Source organism: Pseudomonas sp. TWP3-1 (assembly GCF_049896625.1).
Classification (GTDB): domain Bacteria; phylum Pseudomonadota; class Gammaproteobacteria; order Pseudomonadales; family Pseudomonadaceae; genus Aquipseudomonas.
Window position 1 is genome coordinate 181167 of record NZ_JAFCUQ010000004.1, and the last position, 16909, is coordinate 198075.

The 16909-nt window shown below is 58.6% G+C and carries 20 protein-coding genes; 16 read left to right on the plus strand and 4 right to left on the minus strand.

The annotated features are described in order from the left end of the window. Nucleotides 1–26 precede the first annotated feature (26 nt). Together ACP7BN_RS07930 and ACP7BN_RS07935 are read left to right on the plus strand one after the other, a co-directional pair. Nucleotides 27–743 (plus strand): FadR/GntR family transcriptional regulator, encoded by a 717-nt coding sequence (locus ACP7BN_RS07930; protein ID WP_426202988.1) that lies wholly within the window; start codon nt 27–29, stop codon nt 741–743. A 30-nt stretch (nt 744–773) separates the two neighbouring features. Then, complete coding sequence (locus ACP7BN_RS07935) at nt 774–1649, plus strand: SMP-30/gluconolactonase/LRE family protein (protein WP_426202990.1); 876 nt, start codon at nt 774–776, stop codon at nt 1647–1649. A gap of 36 nt (nt 1650–1685) precedes the next feature. On the opposite strand, the gene ACP7BN_RS07940 is transcribed toward ACP7BN_RS07935, so the two are convergent. Continuing rightward, nucleotides 1686–1973, minus strand: a complete 288-nt coding sequence (locus ACP7BN_RS07940) for a hypothetical protein (protein WP_426202991.1) — start codon at nt 1971–1973, stop codon at nt 1686–1688. 96 nt (nt 1974–2069) lie between these two features. On the opposite strand from ACP7BN_RS07940, the gene ACP7BN_RS07945 reads away from it, so the two are divergent. From ACP7BN_RS07945 to ACP7BN_RS07975, 7 genes are all read left to right on the plus strand, one after another. After that, nucleotides 2070–3074 (plus strand): substrate-binding domain-containing protein, encoded by a 1005-nt coding sequence (locus ACP7BN_RS07945; protein ID WP_426202992.1) that lies wholly within the window; start codon nt 2070–2072, stop codon nt 3072–3074. A gap of 47 nt (nt 3075–3121) precedes the next feature. Beyond that, nucleotides 3122–4666, plus strand: coding sequence for an L-arabinose ABC transporter ATP-binding protein AraG (araG, locus tag ACP7BN_RS07950; RefSeq protein ID WP_426202994.1), 1545 nt, complete (start codon nt 3122–3124; stop codon nt 4664–4666). A 12-nt stretch (nt 4667–4678) separates the two neighbouring features. Beyond that, a complete protein-coding gene (gene araH / locus ACP7BN_RS07955) occupies nt 4679–5647 on the plus strand; it encodes an L-arabinose ABC transporter permease AraH (protein ID WP_420646537.1) in 969 nt (322 codons plus the stop codon). 228 nt (nt 5648–5875) lie between these two features. Further along, nucleotides 5876–6589, plus strand: a complete 714-nt coding sequence (locus ACP7BN_RS07960; protein WP_420646538.1) for a GntR family transcriptional regulator — start codon at nt 5876–5878, stop codon at nt 6587–6589. After that, a complete protein-coding gene (locus ACP7BN_RS07965) occupies nt 6586–7584 on the plus strand; it encodes an ADP-ribosylglycohydrolase family protein (protein WP_426202997.1) in 999 nt (332 codons plus the stop codon). Before ACP7BN_RS07960 ends, ACP7BN_RS07965 begins: the two co-directional genes overlap by 4 nt. A gap of 66 nt (nt 7585–7650) precedes the next feature. Next, entirely contained in the window at nt 7651–9117 is a 1467-nt protein-coding gene (locus ACP7BN_RS07970; protein ID WP_426202999.1) for a purine-cytosine permease family protein, read from the plus strand. Further along, nucleotides 9110–10039, plus strand: a complete 930-nt coding sequence (locus ACP7BN_RS07975) for a PfkB family carbohydrate kinase (protein WP_426203001.1) — start codon at nt 9110–9112, stop codon at nt 10037–10039. Before ACP7BN_RS07970 ends, ACP7BN_RS07975 begins: the two co-directional genes overlap by 8 nt. Before the next feature lie 127 nt (nt 10040–10166). Here the strand turns inward: ACP7BN_RS07975 and ACP7BN_RS07980 are convergent, their stop codons facing one another. The 3 genes from ACP7BN_RS07980 to ACP7BN_RS07990 form a co-directional block, all read right to left on the minus strand. Then, the gene (locus ACP7BN_RS07980) at nt 10167–10421 is read right to left on the minus strand and encodes a hypothetical protein (RefSeq protein WP_420646542.1); all 255 of its coding nucleotides are present in this window, start codon (nt 10419–10421) and stop codon (nt 10167–10169) included. Nucleotides 10422–10468: 47 nt separating this feature from the next. After that, entirely contained in the window at nt 10469–10813 is a 345-nt protein-coding gene (locus ACP7BN_RS07985; RefSeq protein WP_426203004.1) for a hypothetical protein, read from the minus strand. 82 nt (nt 10814–10895) lie between these two features. Beyond that, nucleotides 10896–11564, minus strand: a complete 669-nt coding sequence (locus ACP7BN_RS07990) for an HD domain-containing protein (protein ID WP_426203007.1) — start codon at nt 11562–11564, stop codon at nt 10896–10898. 111 nt (nt 11565–11675) lie between these two features. Between ACP7BN_RS07990 and ACP7BN_RS07995 the strand changes: the two genes are divergently transcribed. From ACP7BN_RS07995 to ACP7BN_RS08025, 7 genes are all read left to right on the plus strand, one after another. Next, nucleotides 11676–12158 (plus strand): GNAT family N-acetyltransferase, encoded by a 483-nt coding sequence (locus ACP7BN_RS07995; RefSeq protein ID WP_420646545.1) that lies wholly within the window; start codon nt 11676–11678, stop codon nt 12156–12158. Nucleotides 12159–12315: 157 nt separating this feature from the next. Continuing rightward, nucleotides 12316–12975 carry a hypothetical protein gene (locus ACP7BN_RS08000; protein ID WP_426203010.1) on the plus strand — a complete coding sequence of 220 codons (660 nt, stop codon included), beginning with the start codon at nt 12316–12318 and terminating at the stop codon, nt 12973–12975. Beyond that, nucleotides 12972–13466: a PAAR domain-containing protein gene (locus ACP7BN_RS08005; RefSeq protein WP_426203012.1), complete on the plus strand. Its 495-nt coding sequence runs from the start codon at nt 12972–12974 to the stop codon at nt 13464–13466. Before ACP7BN_RS08000 ends, ACP7BN_RS08005 begins: the two co-directional genes overlap by 4 nt. A 26-nt stretch (nt 13467–13492) precedes the next feature. Next, complete coding sequence (locus ACP7BN_RS08010) at nt 13493–14197, plus strand: alpha/beta hydrolase (protein WP_426203014.1); 705 nt, start codon at nt 13493–13495, stop codon at nt 14195–14197. Nucleotides 14198–14214: 17 nt separating this feature from the next. Next, a complete protein-coding gene (locus ACP7BN_RS08015) occupies nt 14215–14712 on the plus strand; it encodes a hypothetical protein (protein ID WP_426203017.1) in 498 nt (165 codons plus the stop codon). A 188-nt stretch (nt 14713–14900) separates the two neighbouring features. Continuing rightward, nucleotides 14901–15821, plus strand: coding sequence for a hypothetical protein (locus ACP7BN_RS08020; protein WP_426203018.1), 921 nt, complete (start codon nt 14901–14903; stop codon nt 15819–15821). An 89-nt stretch (nt 15822–15910) separates the two neighbouring features. Beyond that, nucleotides 15911–16900 (plus strand): 2-dehydro-3-deoxygalactonokinase, encoded by a 990-nt coding sequence (locus ACP7BN_RS08025; protein ID WP_426203021.1) that lies wholly within the window; start codon nt 15911–15913, stop codon nt 16898–16900. Nucleotides 16901–16909: the final 9 nt, after the last annotated feature.

Below are 16909 nucleotides of genomic sequence, written 5' to 3' on the forward strand. Positions count from 1 at the left end.
CAATCGCATACGGCTTTGAGGTGTCCATGTCCAACAGCTTCCACGCTTCGACGGTCGACTGGCTCGGCGCCTGGATTGCTGCTGGCCAGGTAAAGCCTGGGCAGGCGATCAAGGTCGAGGCGGATCTGGGCGAACAGCTCGGCGTCAGCCGCACCGTGATCCGCGAAGCCATCAAAACCCTGGTGGCCAAAGGCATGCTCGAAGTCGGGCCGAAAGTCGGCACCCGCGTGCTGCCGATCAAGCGCTGGAACCTGTTCGACCCGCAAGTGGTGGGCTGGTTGTCACGCAGCGGTCTGCCGGAAAATTTCGTCGATGACCTGCTCGACCTGCGCCGCACCATCGAACCGATGGCGGTGCGCTGGGCCTGCGAGCGCGCGACCGTCGAACAGGTCCAAGCCGTGCAGCAAGCCTATAACGCGCTGGAGCGGGCGGTGGACAGCGGCGTTGATTACAACCGCGCCGACCAGTTCTTCCACGAATGCATTCTTGCCGCCAGCCACAACCAATTCATCGAGCAAATGGTCCCGGCCCTCGGTGCGCTGCTGGCGGTGTCCTTCGAGGTCTCCGCCGCCGACCCCGACGAACTACGCCGCACCCTGCCAATCCACAAAGACATGGCCGACGCCATTGCCGCCCGTGATGCCGCGCGTGGCGTGTGGGCGTGCATGACCCTGATCGACAACGCCGACCTGGCGATCAAACGCTTCTACCCGCAGGTCATGGCCGACAAAAAAGCCAGCTGACCCGGCACAAACAACAAGAGAGGACATTGCATGACGTGGACTGCCGTTACCCAGCACCGGGCGCAACTCGGTGAAGGCCCGTTCTGGGACGCGCCGACTCAGGCGCTGTACTGGGTGGATATCGCCGGCCAGCAGGCGCTGCGGTTGATCGGCCAGAACGTGCAGATCTGGCAGATGCCCGAGCACGTTTCGGCGTTCATTCCGTGCGCCAGTGGCGATGCGCTGGTCACTCTGAGCAGCGGCGTGTATCGCCTCGATCTCGACTCGCCTGGCCTCGAACCACAGCTGACGCTGTTGTGCGTCGCCGACCCGCAACCCGGCAACCGTCCCAACGAAGCACGCTGCGATCCGCTAGGTCGGCTGTGGTTGGGCACCATGCAAAACAACATCGGCGATGACGGCGAAGATCTGCCGATCACCCGTCGCTCCGGTGGTCTGTTCCGCATTGATCCGGACGCGCGCGTCACGCCGTTGCTGCGCAATCTGGGCATTCCCAATACGCTGCTGTGGAGCGACGACGGCACTACGCTGTTGTTCGGTGACAGCCTCGACAGCACGCTGTACCGCTACTTCATCCACACCGATGGCAATCTCGACAGCGCCAACATCTGGTACGGCCCCGATCAGCAGGGTGGCCCGGATGGCTCGGCGATCGATGCCGAAGGTTACGTGTGGAACGCCCGATGGGACGGCAGTTGTCTGCTGCGCCTGACGCCGGATGGCCAGGTCGAGCGCAAGATTGATCTGCCGATCAGCCGCCCGACCAGTTGTGTTTTCGGCGGCGAAGACCTGAAAACCCTGTACATCACCAGCGCAAAAAGTCCGCACAACCATCCATTGGACGGCGCAGTGCTGTCGATGCAGGTCGATGTTGCAGGAAAACTCTGTACGCGTTTTTCAGGTTGAATCCCAAAATATGGGATGGAAAATTATATATTGAGATTATTTGGTGGTCGGGTTTATAGTCGGCTCCAGCAGTAACACGCATTCACACTTAAAAAGAACAAAACAGGTGAAGTGATGCAGCAGATCTTCAACGCACTCCGTAGCGGAGTCAGCGTTCCATGCCAGTGCCGTGCCGCGTTTGCCTCGCTTGTCGCGTGGCATGTTTGTCTGTTCCTTCGCAAAATCCCTAAAACCGGACATCGGCAGATGCCCGGTTTTTGTCGTTCTCTGGACTGAAACAAAGCGGTTTCCGGCGCAAAAATCCGCCTGAAATCCAATCATCATACGATATGACTATTGTCCTGATGATCCATAGAAAACAGCTCAACCGCTTTAACGCTTTTCAAATAACGCTCAAAAAAAATAACAAGGAGTCTGCTTATGAAACGTCGTTTCGGGATTCGTACCCTGTGCAGTACCGCGCTGGCGGTCACTGCGTTCAGCCTGAGCAGTTCGCTGCTGGCCGCCGAAGCCGTGAAAATCGGTTTTCTAGTCAAACAGGCAGAAGAGCCGTGGTTCCAGACCGAGTGGGCTTTCGCCGAGAAAGCCGCCAAGGACAGGGGCTTCGAACTGATCAAGATCGCCGTGCCTGACGGCGAGAAAACCCTGTCGGCCATCGACAGCCTTGCGGCCAACGGCGCCAAAGGCTTCGTGATCTGCCCGCCGGACGTGTCCCTCGGCCCGGCGATCATGGCGAAAGCCAAGCTCAATGACCTGAAAGTGATTGCCGTCGACGACCGTTTCGTCGACGCCAACGGCAAGTTCATGGAAGACGTGCCGTATCTCGGCATGGCGGCGTATGAAGTCGGCCAGAAGCAGGGCGCCGCCATGGCTGCCGAAGCGAAAAAGCGTAACTGGGACTGGAAAGACACCTACGCGGTAGTGAATACCTACAATGAACTCGACACTGGCAAGAAGCGCACCGACGGTTCGGTGAAAGCGCTGGAAGACGCCGGCATGCCTAAAGAGCACATTCTGTTCGCCGCCCTGAAAACCCTCGACGTGCCGGGCAGCATGGACGCCACCAACTCGGCGCTGGTGAAACTGCCGAGCGCCGCGAAAAACCTGATCATCGGCGGCATGAACGACAACACCGTACTCGGCGGCGTGCGCGCCACTGAAGCCGCCGGGTTTGCCGCAGCTAATGTGATCGGTATCGGCATCAACGGCACCGACGCCATCGGCGAGTTGAAAAAGCCTAACAGCGGCTTCTTCGGCTCGATGCTGCCAAGCCCGCACATCGAAGGCTACAAGACTGCCGAGATGATGTACGAGTGGGTCACCACCGGCAAAGAGCCACCGAAATACACCGCGATGGACGACGTCACCCTGATCACCCGCGAGAACTTCAAGCAAGAGCTGGAAAAAATCGGCTTGTGGAACTGACGCAATAACAGCCCGGGCAACCGGGCCGTTTGATTGAGGTGGCTTAAATGCACGCGCAAGTAAAAGTACAACAACACAACGCGGCCGGCAGTCTGCGCTTCAACGGGATTGGCAAAAGCTTTCCCGGCGTGAAAGCGCTGGACGGCATCAGCTTCGTCGCGCATCCCGGACAGGTCCATGCCTTGATGGGCGAGAACGGCGCCGGCAAATCGACCCTGCTGAAAATCCTCGGCGGCGCTTACATTCCAAGCACCGGCGAGTTGCAGATCGGCGAGCAGACCATGGCCTTCAAGTCCACCGCTGACAGCATCGGCAGCGGCGTGGCGGTGATTCACCAGGAACTGCATCTGGTGCCGGAAATGACCGTGGCCGAGAACCTGTTTCTCGGTCACTTGCCGGCAAGTTTCGGCCTGATCAATCGCGGCTTGCTGCGCCAGCAAGCCTTGGACTGCCTCAAAGGCTTGGCGGATGAAATCGACCCGCAGACTAAAGTCGGGCGCCTGTCGCTCGGCCAGCGCCAGTTGGTGGAAATCGCCAAAGCGCTGTCGCGTGGCGCGCATGTAATCGCCTTCGACGAACCGACCAGCAGCCTCTCGGCACGCGAGATCGATCGTTTGATGGCGATCATCGGCCGCCTGCGTGACGAAGGCAAAGTCGTGCTCTACGTCTCGCATCGCATGGAAGAAGTGTTCCGCATCTGCGACGCGGTGACGGTGTTCAAGGACGGGCGTTACGTGCGCACCTTCGACGACATGAGCCAGTTGACCCACGATCAACTGGTGACCTGCATGGTCGGGCGCGACATTCAGGACATCTACGATTACCGCAGCCGCCCGCGCGGCGCCGTTGCACTGCGGGTCGACGGATTGCTTGGCCCGGGCCTGCGCAAACCGATCAGCTTCGATGCGCACAAAGGCGAGATTCTTGGTCTGTTCGGACTGGTCGGGGCCGGGCGCACCGAGCTGTTCCGCCTGCTCAGTGGTCTGGAGCGTCACAGCGCCGGGCGGCTGGAATTGCGCGGGCATGAACTGAAATTGCGTTCACCGCGTGATGCGATTGCCGCCGGAATTCTGCTGTGCCCCGAAGATCGCAAAAAGGAAGGGATTATTCCGCTGGCGAGTGTCGCCGAGAACATCAACATCAGTGCGCGCGGCGCGCATTCGGGCCTCGGTTGCCTGCTGCGCGGACTCTGGGAAAAGACCAACGCCGACAAGCAGATCAAGGCGCTGAAAGTCAAAACCCCGCACGCCGGCCAGCAGATCAAGTTTCTTTCCGGCGGCAATCAGCAGAAGGCCATTCTCGGTCGCTGGCTGTCGATGCCGATGAAAGTCCTGCTGCTCGACGAGCCGACGCGCGGCATCGACATCGGTGCCAAAGCCGAGATTTACCAGATCATCCATAACCTGGCCGCCGACGGCATTTCAGTGATCGTGGTGTCCAGCGACCTGATGGAAGTCATGGGTATTTCCGACCGCATTCTGGTGCTCTGCGAAGGCGCCCTGAGCGGCGAAGTCAGCCGCGACCAGGCCAACGAATCCAACCTGCTGCAACTGGCTTTGCCGCGCCACCGCGCTGACGGCGTGGCGAACTGAGAGGTGACTATGATGACAACCCAAAACGAAACCCTGCCGACCGAACGCAAGCCTCTGGACATGCGCCGCTTCCTCGATGACTGGGTGATGCTGCTGGCGGCGGTCGGCATCTTTGTCGCCTGCACCTTGCTGATCGACAACTTCCTGTCGCCGCTGAACATGCGCGGTTTGGGTCTGGCGATCTCCACCACCGGCATCGCTGCGTGCACCATGTTGTATTGCCTGGCATCGGGGCATTTCGACTTGTCGGTCGGTTCGGTGATTGCCTGCGCCGGCGTGGTCGCGGCAGTGGTGATGCGTGACACCGACAGCGTGTTTCTCGGCGTCAGCGCAGCGCTGGCGATGGGCCTGATTGTCGGGCTGATCAACGGGATTGTGATCGCCAAATTGCGGGTCAATGCGCTGATCACAACCTTGGCGACCATGCAGATCGTGCGCGGTCTGGCTTACATCTTCGCTAACGGCAAAGCGGTCGGCGTGTCGCAGGAATCGTTTTTCGTGTTTGGTAACGGCCAGTTGTTCGGTGTGCCGGTGCCTATCCTGATCACCATCGTGTGCTTCCTGTTTTTCGGCTGGCTGTTGAATTACACCACCTACGGGCGCAACACCATGGCCATCGGCGGTAACCAGGAAGCAGCGTTGCTGGCGGGTGTGAATGTTGATCGGACCAAGATCATCATCTTCGCCGTGCATGGTCTGATCGGTGCGTTGGCGGGGGTGATTCTGGCGTCGCGCATGACCTCCGGGCAGCCGATGATTGGTCAGGGCTTCGAGCTGACGGTGATTTCCGCTTGCGTGTTGGGTGGGGTGTCGCTGAGTGGCGGGATCGGCATGATCCGGCATGTGATTGCCGGGGTGTTGATTCTGGCGATCATCGAGAATGCGATGAATTTGAAGAACATTGATACGTTTTATCAGTATGTGATTCGTGGGTCGATTTTGTTGTTGGCTGTGGTTATTGACCGACTCAAGCAACGCTAAAGTCAAAAGCTACCCTCACCCCAGCCCTCTCCCAAAGGGAGAGGGGGAAAGGGAGCAGATCTCCATGCTGTTCAAAGCCTGAGTTCGACTCGATATTTCAGGTCGATGTAGCTCAAAAGAACTCCGCGGTCAGTCCCCTCTCCCACTGGGAGAGGGCTAGGGTGAGGGTGATCACTCCCAAAAAATATCACTTGCCCAAACAACCCCGTTTCAGTTATCACTTTGTACATGATTAGACAGGTACGATTTGACAAGAAACAACGGGTGGTCGACGAACTCGTCCGGCGCATCGAAAGCGGCCTGATGGAGGACGGTTTTCTGTTGCCCGGCGAGCATCAGTTGGCTCAAGAATTCAAGGTCAGCCGTGGCACCTTGCGTGAAGCATTGGCCGAGCTGAAGCGGCGCAAGTACATCGCCACGCAAAGTGGCGTGGGCTCGATTGTCACCTTCGACGGCGTGGTGCTCGACCAGCAAAGTGGTTGGGCGCAAGCGCTGGCCGATACCGGGGTGCTGATCAACACCGAGGTGCTGCGGCTCGAAGCCGTGACTCGCAGCGATCTGCTGGCGGTGTTCGGCTCCGACCAATTCATACTTCTGGAACGTCGCCGCCGTTCGAACGACGGCACGCTGGTGTCCCTCGAACGCTCTTTGATGCCTGCGACTGGCGGCCTGGAAAGCCTGCCGCGCGTGGGCCTGATCGATAACTCCCTGACCATCACCCTGGCCGCTTACGGCTACGTTGGCGAACGCGGCGATCAATGGATCAGCGCCGAGCCGCTGAATTCCGAAGATGCGCAACTGCTTGGTCGCGCGCAAGGCACGGTGTTCCTTAAAACGCTGCGCACCACCTACGACCGACAAAACCGTTTCATGGAACAGGTCGAAAGCCTGCTCGACCCAGTGCATTTCCGCATGCACCTGCAATTTGGAGAATCGAGATGACTGCGCTCAACCGTGCCCTCGGTGCGTTTTATGGCCTGGCCCTCGGTGATGCGCTGGGCATGCCGACCCAATCGCTAAGCCGTGAAACGATCAAACAGCGCTTCGGCCAGATCACCGATCTGCAAGACGCAGGTCCCTTGCAACCGATCGCCGCGAATATGCCCAAAGGCTCGATCACCGATGATACCGAACAGGCGATTCTGGTTGGCCAGTTGCTGGTTGAGGGCAATGGGCAGATCGAACCGGCGATCCTCGCGCAACGGCTGATCGAATGGGAAGCCGCGATGCAGGCCAAAGGATCGCAGGATTTGCTCGGCCCCTCGACCAAACGTGCCATCGAAATGATCCTCGCCGGCCACTCGCCGCAAGAGGCCGGGCGCTATGGCACTACCAACGGCGCGGCGATGCGCATCACCCCAGTGGGCATCGCCTCGGATGTTGCTGATCCCGAGCGTTTCATTGCTGCCGTGGTGCAGGCCTGCCAGGTCACCCATAACACCACGCTGGGCATTTCCAGCGCGGCGGCGGTCGCGGCAGTGGTCTCGGCCGGTATCAATGGCATGGATCTGGGCGAGGCGCTGAACCTTGGTCAGCAGATCGCTCAGCAAGCCGAAGCCCACGGGCATTGGGTCGCCGGTGGGCGCATCGCTTCGCGCATCAGTTGGGCGCGCACTATCAGCGTCGATAGTGATCAGGCCTTGCTGGCAGATCTGCTCTACAACGTCATCGGCACGTCGGTGGCGTCGCAGGAATCGGTAGTGGTTTCGTTCGCCCTCGCGCAGCAAGTCGCGGTCGGTGAAATGAGCGCGTTTGATGCACTGTGCATGGCCGCCAGCCTGGGGGGCGACACTGACACCATCGCGGCGATTCTCGGTGCAATGCTTGGGGCCTGCCTGGGTCTTGAGAGTTGGCCTGCCGAGATGCTCGACACGGTGAAAACCGTGAACGATCTGCACCTGGAACCCTTGGTGAGAGGACTCCTCACGCTGCGTTGAGCGCAGCCCGCCACACGGCAAATCTGTCTTGCCCACAACCACAAAAATGGCAACAGGAGCATTTTCATGAGTTCATTGAACGCCGGGCAAAGCGCCGGGCAACTGGAAACCCGTGGCATCGAACCGGTGCCGGAAAACGAGTGCAACGGGCATCCGCTGCAACTGTTCTGGGTCTGGTTTGCAGCGAACATTTCCATCCTCGGCCTGCCGCTGGGCGCCACGTTGGTGGCGTTTCGCGGGCTGGCGATCTGGCAGGCGATCATCGTCGCGATCATCGGTGCTGCCGGTTCGTTTGCGGTGGTCGGCATCATCTCGATTGCCGGTCGTCGTGGCCGTGCGCCGAGCCTGACCCTGTCGCGAGCGATCTTCGGCGTGCGCGGCAATATCGGCCCGACGCTGGTCTCGCTGATGTCACGCCTGGGCTGGGAAACCGTCAACACAACCACTGCCGCGTTCGTGCTGCTGTCGCTGTGCTCGATCCTGTTCGGCTCGCCGGTCGAAGCGAAAAGTGCGCCGGCCTTGACGCTGCTGTTCATCGCGATTTTCGTGCTGCTGACGTTGGCCGTTTCCGGCCTCGGCCACGCGACTTTGCTGGTGATCCAGAAGTGGGCGACCTACGTGTTCGGCGCGCTGAACCTGTTGGTCGGCGGATTCCTCTGCGCGACCATCGACTGGAGCGCGGTGTTCAACGCCACCCCGGCACCGATGAGCGCGATGATCATCGGCATCGGCACCATGGCTGCCGGCACCGGGATCGGTTGGGCCAACGCTGGCGCCGACATGTCGCGCTATCAGCATCGCAGCGTCAAGGCTGTGCGGCTGGTGGCTTCGGCGGCGTTCGGCGCGGGGATTCCGCTGGTGTTGCTGATCACCCTCGGCGGTTTGTTGTCGGTGGGCAACAACGATCTGGCGTCGGCCACCGATCCGATCGTGGCAATCCGCGACATGCTGCCGACGTGGATGGCGGTGCCGTATCTGATCACCGCATTCGGTGGCCTGCTGCTGTCGAACAACCTGTCGGTGTACTCCGCCGGTTTGACCACGCTGACCCTCGGTTTGAAAGTAAAACGGGTGTACGCAGTGGTGGTCGACATCGTTGCAATTTTCGCCGGTTCGATTTATTTCATGCTGATCGCTGACAGTTTCTACGGCCCGTTCATTACCTTCATTTCGCTGCTGGCGGTGCCGATTACCGCATGGGTCGGTATCTTCGTCGTCGACCTGATTCACCGCCATTACTACAGCCCGAAAGACTTGCTCGACGTCAGCCCGAGCAGCGCCTATTGGTATCGCGGCGGCATCGAGTGGCGCGCATTCGGCGCGTGGGCGATTGCGATCGTGCTTGGTTTCAGTTTCACCACCATCGGCACCACTGCCGAGAACGTCTGGTTCAAAGGCTTTCTGTCCGACTCGTGGCTTGGGCATAACGGCCTCGGCTGGATCGTGACGTTTGTGGTCGCCGGCGGACTTTATTGGGTACTCGGCGGCGCGAAAGATCGCCGCGCCGCGCAGGTCGAGAACGCTCATGCCTAAGATGTTGCATACCGGCCAGGTCATCATCGACCTGGTCATGGCGGTGGATGCACTGCCGCAGATCGGCGGCGATGTGCTAGCGCAATCAGCCAGTTTCGAAGCCGGCGGCGGCTTCAATGTGATGGCGGCAGCGGCGCGTAATGGCTTGTCGGTGGTCTATCTGGGCCGCCATGGCAATGGCCGTTTCGGCGATCTGGCGCGTGAGGCGATGAACGCTGAGGGCATCCAGATCGGCATCGCACAACCTGCGCAGCGCGACACCGGTTTGTGCGTCGCGCTGACCGATGCGTCGGCCGAGCGCAGCTTTATTTCCTACATCGGCGCCGAGGGTGAGGTCAGCGTCGCAGACTTGAACAGTGTGCCGGCCGAGGCTGGCGACTACGTTTATCTGAGCGGCTACAGCCTGCTGCACGAGGGCAAGGCTCAAGCCTTGTTGGATTGGACGTTGGGGCTGCAGACCACGATCAACGTGGTTTTCGATCCGGGGCCGCTTGTGGAGTCTCCGGATTCACCGTTGATGCAGGCGTTGTTGCCGCGCATCGATGTGTGGACGAGTAATAGTGTTGAGGCGCTGCGCTTTACCGGGGCGGCGGACATTGCGAGCGCGCTGGATCGACTGGCTGATCATCTAGCGGAAAATGTTTTGATGGTGGTGCGTGACGGGCCACAGGGTTGCTGGATTCATCAGCGCGGCGAGCGCACGCATGTGCCGGGCTTCAAAGTGACAGCGGTGGACAGCAATGGCGCCGGTGACGCGCATGCCGGAGTGTTTCTGGCCGGTTTAGCGCACGGGTTGTCGGCGGTAGATGCGGCGCGGCGAGCGAATGCGGCGGCTGCGTTGGCGGTGACTCGCTGGGGGCCTGCCACTTCGCCGGCAACGGCTGAAGTCGATGCGTTGATCCGTGAGTCTTCTGGCGTCTGAACCCTCGCTATCGCGGGCAAGCCCGCTCCCACAGGTTTCTGCGTGAACACAAATGAAGTGAACACCGCAAATCCTGTGGGAGCGGGCTTGCCCGCGATGGGGCCATCAGCCCCACCCAGTAACTAACTTAACTGTCGAGCTTGCGAGCCGCCTCAACCCCAGCAGCACTCAACTTGATCGGCAAATTCAACGAGTGCTCGCCGGCCTCGTTACAGGTCACATGACCATGATGAATCAGTCCGCGATCCTGCAGCGAGGCGAGGGCGCTGGCCACGACTTTTTCGCCGCGGTAATTGTCCAGCACTTCCTTGCCCAGCCCACTTGGGTGAGCGTGCAGCAGACGGGTGAGCACTTCTTTTTCCAGGTTTTTATCGACGTTCATGGTTACCTCTTTCATGGATGTGGATAAGGACTACGAGCGTGTTGCAACTACTGACTGCCGCCTTCGGAGCCGGAGCCACCGGTGGTGGTTTTCGAGCCGATGCCGGGGCCGGCGTTATCCGGAGTCGCTGGGGAGTCGGGCGTATTCATTCCGCCCTGCCGGCCCGGGTCGGCACCTTGGGTGCGCGGATCGGTGCCAGTGGCGGGCGGCTGATTGATCACCGGCACGCCCGAGCCGTCGGTATTCATCCCGGGGGCACTGTTAATGGCGGGTGCGCGTGGCGTGGTGACAGGGTCGGTAGGGCCGGTACCTGCTGCGGTAGTGGAGGCGGCAAAAACTGCCGGACTGAGCAAAGTGGCAAATACGAGAGCAGTCAACCTTGACGAGATCATAGGGTATCTCCAGTGATTGGAATCCTTACCCTTGATTGGTCAGCCCTCGCGCGGAATTGGTGCCGGATGAGCGACGAACGGTCTATTGCGGTGGTGTGGGTGTGATGCCGATTTCTTCTTTGAACTGCTCCATGAAACCCTTCAAACGCTGATGGCGGATCTGCGCCAGACGCCGGCCGGCATCCGTCTGGAAACCGTCGGCGAGGTGCAGCAACTTGGTCTGGAAATGATCGAGGCAAAAGCGCTTATCGTCGTAGTCGCGTTGCCTAGCTTCGGGATCAACCGGGTCGTACAGCGCGCTACCCATACGCCCGGCAATGTAGAAAGTGCGCGCCACTCCAAGCATGCCCAGCGAGTCGAGGCGGTCGGCGTCTTGCATCAGCCGCGCTTCGAGTGTCACCGGGGTGATGTTGGCGGAGAAGCTGTGGGCTTCGATGGCGTGAGTCACCGCGCTGATTTTTGCCGAAGACCAGTCCAACCCCGCGAGGACGACGGCCGCTTTTTCCGCTGCCAGTCGCGATGCCTGTGAGCGCAGCGGCGAGTTTTTCTCCACCGCCACACAGTCATGCAGCAACACCGCCGCCAGCAGCACCTGAAGGTCGCCACCTTCTTCGGCCTGCAAAGTGCGCACGTTGTGCCACACCCGTTGCAGATGGGACAGATCGTGAGCGCCATCCTCGGAAGGCTCCAAAGCATGCGGCAGCAACTCGGCAGCGAGGCTCTCCAGTGGCGCGAAGGCGGAAGTGTTCATGCGCATCCTTTCAAATTGTCGACGGCGCTAGCCTAATCTGTGCGTTGCCATGTGACGAGCACCGCGCGCGGCCTTAGTATGGCGTTTTCCATTTTCCGACAAGGCCCGTCCATGACGATCGAGATCCGCCCGGCGACCCCCAGCGATGCACCGCAAATCCTCGCCTTCATCACTGAACTGGCGGATTTCGAAAAGGCGCGTCACGAAGTCATCGCCAGCGTCGCCGACATCGAACGCAGCCTGTTCGGCGAAGGCGCCACCGCTCACGGCCTGATCTGCCTGCGCGATGGTATGCCGATCGGTTTCGCGGTGTTCTTCTTCAGCTATTCGACGTGGCTCGGCAGCAACTGCCTGTACCTCGAAGACCTCTACATCACCCCCGAACAACGCGGCGGCGGCGCCGGCAAAACCCTGCTGCGGCAACTGGCGAAAATCGCCTGCGCCAACGACTGCGGGCGCTTCGAATGGAGCGTGCTGGACTGGAACACCCCGGCCATCGAATTCTACAAATCCCTCGGCGCCCAACCGCAGGAAGAATGGGTGCGCTATCGCATGGACGGCAAGGTGTTGCGCGAGTTCGCCGAGGGCCAGTGACGATGATGGCACTCTGAGATTTATTCGATTGTCGGCGAGGCTCTAGTCCGGCATTCTACGCGCGCATTTTTGCGCGCTCATGGACGACACCTGCAATGCCTCTGGCAACAATTCTCCACGCCCGTGGAGCCTTCGCCGCGTCAACGAGTGACCGGCGATGAGCGGACTCCGGGCGACAATGCGTCTGTACGGTCTGGTGAAAAACCTCGGATCGAGCGACAACCCCAGTCGCCAACCGGTGGACATTCTGTGTACGGTCAATCGTATGGGCGGCATAGCCATTCGCGCGTTTGTCTCGCGGCTCGACGCCGAGTTGATGGCACGCGGCGCCGGGTTCGAAGCTTATCGCGTGATTCCGCTGCGCACCTTCGACCCCAATCCGTTTCTCGACGCCCATCAAGGCTGGCTGACCCTGCACGTGTGCTGCGGATTTGTTGCGCCAGCAGGTCAATCGTTATTGCACAAAGGCGCGCTGTCGCCGATGGGCTGGTACGTCTATTCCGAGATTGGACGCTGGACGCCTGAGCATCATCTGGATCTCGGCGCGCAAATGACCGAGCTGTTGCAAACCACCTACGAGCGCAATCAGTTGATCAGCTACAACACCTGGCTCAACCAACTCGACGATGCCGCGCCTTCCGAACTGGCGTGGCATGCCGAGCAAGCCTGGCAACAACTGCAGTTCACCCCATCCCCGAACAGTGAGCATCGTCACGCGCTGTTCGACCCTGTCGACAACCGCTGGCGCTTCGCCGCGACCGACGTCGACATCTACCAGCCGTCCCCGGAACCTCTGAAGCAAGGAGCTTTGAATTGAGTGGTAAACCCGCAGCACGCGTCACCGACCCGACCGCATGCCCATTGCCAGGCCATGGCAACAACCCGATCGTCTCAGGCTCGCCCGACGTATTCTTCGACGGCCTCGCCGCCGCGCGCATGACCGATAAATCGGCCTGCGGCAGCCCGATCACCGGCGCCGTCTCCGGCACCGTATTCATCAACGGCCTGAACGCCGCCATGCTCGACAGCACCGGAGGCCACGGCAACGTCGTGGTCGGTGGTTCGGGGACGGTGATTATTGGCCAGAGCGGCGGAGGGGCGGCGTTTAGTGGGTTGTTGCCGATGCCGGTGCATTTCACGGACAAGATGCGGCTGGTCGATGAGTTCTCAGGTGAACCTGTCGCCAATCATCCATACACAATCAAACGTGGAGATGGCAGTGAAGAACACGGCGTAACCGATGCGGCCGGATTTACACATGCGGTCAGCTCCCATCTTGCTGAAACCATTCAACTGTTTGCGGAGTGATCGCAGTGGGAGCGGATAACACGGCTATGGACGACAGCAAAAAAAATCTTGGTTCGCATACGCTCACCTGCCCAACAGATGAGGCGATTAAAGAATTTAAATACATGCGGCGGGCAGTTGCTTTTTTTATCGGAGGGGCAGGTGATAAAGAAAGTTACTACGGTTTTGGTCCGAAATATAACGTGAATCGTGCTAGAAAACCTTTTACCGATTCCGTAAAGCTCGCGAATTGGGCAGCCGGTGTTACCTCTTATCACCTTGGATACAATGAAGTAATCGGCGAGGAAAATATCAACGCGAATGTTTTAAGCGCACTCTGTAAAAATGACGCTGTTTACATCGTTGGACATAGTCTCGGCGGATGGAATGGAGCACACTTATCCAGCCTGCTTACTCAAATGGGTTATTCCGTTAGGGTCTTGGTTACCCTAGACCCAGTCGGAAAAGGTGCGCTGGTTGGAAGTATCTCTAATATTTATCCTGATACACCTCAGCCAAATGCCGGGTTGTGGATAAATATTCTTGCGAAGTCCTCGGATTCTGATATGTCAGACTGGATCGCCGGGATTGGTGAGCAATGGCTATTGGAAAGCGGCCCTAATGTAAACTGCATAATGGATGTGAATCACGAGTCAGCGGATATAATGTTTACGACCGTGCTGGCGGATGAGAAATCAGCCTTGCGTTACATTATTAACTCACTCAACAAACATTTTAGAGGCGAAATTTGATGATCTCGAGAATTTTGTTGTCTCTGTTTTTGATAGTGCTCGTAGGTTGTGCATTCAAACAAGATAAACCTCCCGCTAATCTTAAGTTCGCAAAAATAGAACGAGTTGGTGAGACCGCTTTGTATGATCTGTACTTTTCTTCAGATGTCGACATTAAAGGGACTTATAAATCATTGATTGGCATCGGTTTGCTCTGCGCTTTGGAGGATGACGAGGATTTTAATGAGAATCATAAAATGAGATATTTTATGGATGGTGGAGTCAGAAGAGATACCAGTGGGGCGAGGTTTGATTTCATTTCGCGAATGGTTTTCAGTGAGAAAATAGCGAATGGCAGTAGTGAGAGAGATTTGAGCCCGGTAGAAGTAGAGCAAATATTGGCGAAAAAAGACCATGTTTCATGCAGGTTTTTTGCCAGCGCAACAATGATAGATACATATTTTTCCAATGTAATGTATGTGCCAGTCGAAAGTGTAATTCGAGCAATGGGCGCTCCGCCAGCGCCAGGGAGATAGCGTTTGTTAGATTCTCGGCTTGTCACAATCTCTGGAGTGCGGCTCCCGTCGCTTCGCGTATACGGTGTTAAAGAGTGATTTATTTTGTCTGCAGAGTATGTGGCATTGATTCAAGGCATGTTTTTTAAGTTTTGCGTGTTTCTGAAAAAAACTACTCGTGTTCTGCCGCAGGGGGATGGACGTTGAATTTGCGTGTTTCCAAGTGGCTGCTGCTGGGAGGGTTTTTATTATGTTCGTCGTGCCTGCATCTCGACGTTCCGCCGGCCCGGCTTGAGTTTGTCTCCGTCAATAACACTTTTTCCTCTTACTACGATCTGCGGTTCACGGCAGACCGGAACCTGATCAACTTGTATCGCGATCACGGACGACAAGGTCAGATTGGTACCTCGATCCACTGCTCATTGAATGGTGATCTGGACTTTTCCGTCGAACACAAAATCGCTTTGCAAGCTTCGGGATCAGTCAGCAGCATGCGTTTGATCGAAGGCGACCGTCGGTATGAGATGTCCGCGAGTATCAGGGTGGAGAATCGCGCTATCAACGACGGCCATAACGATGTGAGAGCGGTTGAACTGGTGCAACTTCTCAAGCCGCAGCAATACATTCCCTGCAAAGTAGTGATTACTGCATTTCCGTTCGTGGCTTATTACTCGAAAGTTATGTACATGCCCACGTCGAGATTTATTGCTGCGGTGGAGAATCCTCGGGTGGCGCCTGCACGGGTATTGCTCAAACCTTCCGATCAACCGCGCTTGTGGGTGCCATTTGCTCCGCTGTGCGTTGTGCGCTGGCGATATGAAGCGTCTCCGGCCTATGACCAGATCGATAGTCTAGGTCTGTGCAGTGATGTGCCCTACGCCGGGATGCTGGCCTCATTTGCGCCGAGCAAGACGAAATTGCGGCTTGTTTCCGAGGTAGATGAAACACCTGCACCTCTGGCGGCGTACACCATCATCAGGGGAGATGGGCGTCTGGAGCCTGGAATAACTGATCAGGAAGGTCGCACCCATGAGGTCGGAGCCAGCGAGCATGAAGTGCTGCGAGTCATCCTCAACAAGAATCTGCAACCAGTGGAACGCTGGACCCCATGGATTGAAAGCATCCCATAATATGAGACGCAAAATTACATATTGAGATTTCGTCTCTGGGAGGTCTATAGTCCGTCGCACTCACTGCCAATAACAAAACAGGTGAAGCGATGCTGGCGCAATTGATCGCGCTCGATTGGGGGACGACCTCATTACGTGCTTACAAACTCGCGGCGGGTGGTCGGGTGCTGGAGCAGCGCTCGCTGTCGTCCGGGATCATGCAGTTGCCGACAACCCCGCGCATCATCAACGATCGCGAATGTGCCGACGGGTTCGAGTTGGCGTTTGACCAGGCGTGCGGCGACTGGCTCGATGCGCAGCCGGGTCTGCCGGTGATTGCCTGTGGCATGGTCGGCAGCGCTCAGGGCTGGTGCGAAGCGTCCTACCGCGATACGCCGGCCAACGTGGCCGATCTCGGAAACTCCCTACAAATCGTGCGCAGTCTTCGCGGTGTCGATGTGCATATCGTGCCGGGCGTGATTCAGCGTTCGGCGCTGCCGAATGTGATGCGCGGTGAAGAGACTCAAGTGCTCGGCGTCCTGCAGAGTCTGCCGGTCGAAGAGGGCGCCGATCTGCTGATCGGCCTGCCGGGCAGCCACTCGAAATGGGTGGAAGTTGACGACGGCTGCATCACCCGTTTCGACACCTTCATGACCGGTGAAGTGTTTGCCGTGCTCAGCGAACACAGCATTCTTGGCCGCACCCAACAGCACAGCTCAACGTTCGATGCGCAGGCATTCGACCTTGGCGTGCAAGTGGCGCTGTCGGCGGACGGCGAGATCGGCGTGCTTTCGACCCTTTTCAGCGCCCGCAGTCTTGGCCTGACCGGCGAGCTCAGCCCCAGCGCACAGCCGGATTATCTGTCTGGCCTGTTGATCGGCCATGAATTGGCGGCGCTTGCCGCTGTGCAACGGCGCCGACGCAACAACCCGAATCTGCCTTCGATCATCCTTATCGGCAACGCGCAATTGTGCGCCCGCTACAGTCGCGCGCTCGACGCTTGCGGCTTCGCTCGCGTGACGCTGGCCGAACAAGCCACCGAGCGTGGTTTGTGGCGACTGGCGGTTGCCGCCGGACTGATCGATTCCTCATCCCGTTAACCCTGACTG

What these genes read in the sequence shown, in the direction of transcription:
- ACP7BN_RS07930 (WP_426202988.1), top strand. Translation starts at nt 27, where the DNA reads ATGTCCAACAGCTTCCACGCTTCGACGGTCGACTGGCTCGGCGCCTGG.
- ACP7BN_RS07935 (WP_426202990.1), top strand. Translation starts at nt 774, where the DNA reads ATGACGTGGACTGCCGTTACCCAGCACCGGGCGCAACTCGGTGAAGGC.
- ACP7BN_RS07940 (WP_426202991.1), bottom strand. Translation starts at nt 1,973, where the DNA reads ATGATGATTGGATTTCAGGCGGATTTTTGCGCCGGAAACCGCTTTGTT.
- ACP7BN_RS07945 (WP_426202992.1), top strand. Translation starts at nt 2,070, where the DNA reads ATGAAACGTCGTTTCGGGATTCGTACCCTGTGCAGTACCGCGCTGGCG.
- araG (WP_426202994.1), top strand. Translation starts at nt 3,122, where the DNA reads ATGCACGCGCAAGTAAAAGTACAACAACACAACGCGGCCGGCAGTCTG.
- araH (WP_420646537.1), top strand. Translation starts at nt 4,679, where the DNA reads ATGACAACCCAAAACGAAACCCTGCCGACCGAACGCAAGCCTCTGGAC.
- ACP7BN_RS07960 (WP_420646538.1), top strand. Translation starts at nt 5,876, where the DNA reads ATGATTAGACAGGTACGATTTGACAAGAAACAACGGGTGGTCGACGAA.
- ACP7BN_RS07965 (WP_426202997.1), top strand. Translation starts at nt 6,586, where the DNA reads ATGACTGCGCTCAACCGTGCCCTCGGTGCGTTTTATGGCCTGGCCCTC.
- ACP7BN_RS07970 (WP_426202999.1), top strand. Translation starts at nt 7,651, where the DNA reads ATGAGTTCATTGAACGCCGGGCAAAGCGCCGGGCAACTGGAAACCCGT.
- ACP7BN_RS07975 (WP_426203001.1), top strand. Translation starts at nt 9,110, where the DNA reads ATGCCTAAGATGTTGCATACCGGCCAGGTCATCATCGACCTGGTCATG.
- ACP7BN_RS07980 (WP_420646542.1), bottom strand. Translation starts at nt 10,421, where the DNA reads ATGAACGTCGATAAAAACCTGGAAAAAGAAGTGCTCACCCGTCTGCTG.
- ACP7BN_RS07985 (WP_426203004.1), bottom strand. Translation starts at nt 10,813, where the DNA reads ATGATCTCGTCAAGGTTGACTGCTCTCGTATTTGCCACTTTGCTCAGT.
- ACP7BN_RS07990 (WP_426203007.1), bottom strand. Translation starts at nt 11,564, where the DNA reads ATGAACACTTCCGCCTTCGCGCCACTGGAGAGCCTCGCTGCCGAGTTG.
- ACP7BN_RS07995 (WP_420646545.1), top strand. Translation starts at nt 11,676, where the DNA reads ATGACGATCGAGATCCGCCCGGCGACCCCCAGCGATGCACCGCAAATC.
- ACP7BN_RS08000 (WP_426203010.1), top strand. Translation starts at nt 12,316, where the DNA reads ATGAGCGGACTCCGGGCGACAATGCGTCTGTACGGTCTGGTGAAAAAC.
- ACP7BN_RS08010 (WP_426203014.1), top strand. Translation starts at nt 13,493, where the DNA reads ATGGACGACAGCAAAAAAAATCTTGGTTCGCATACGCTCACCTGCCCA.
- ACP7BN_RS08025 (WP_426203021.1), top strand. Translation starts at nt 15,911, where the DNA reads ATGCTGGCGCAATTGATCGCGCTCGATTGGGGGACGACCTCATTACGT.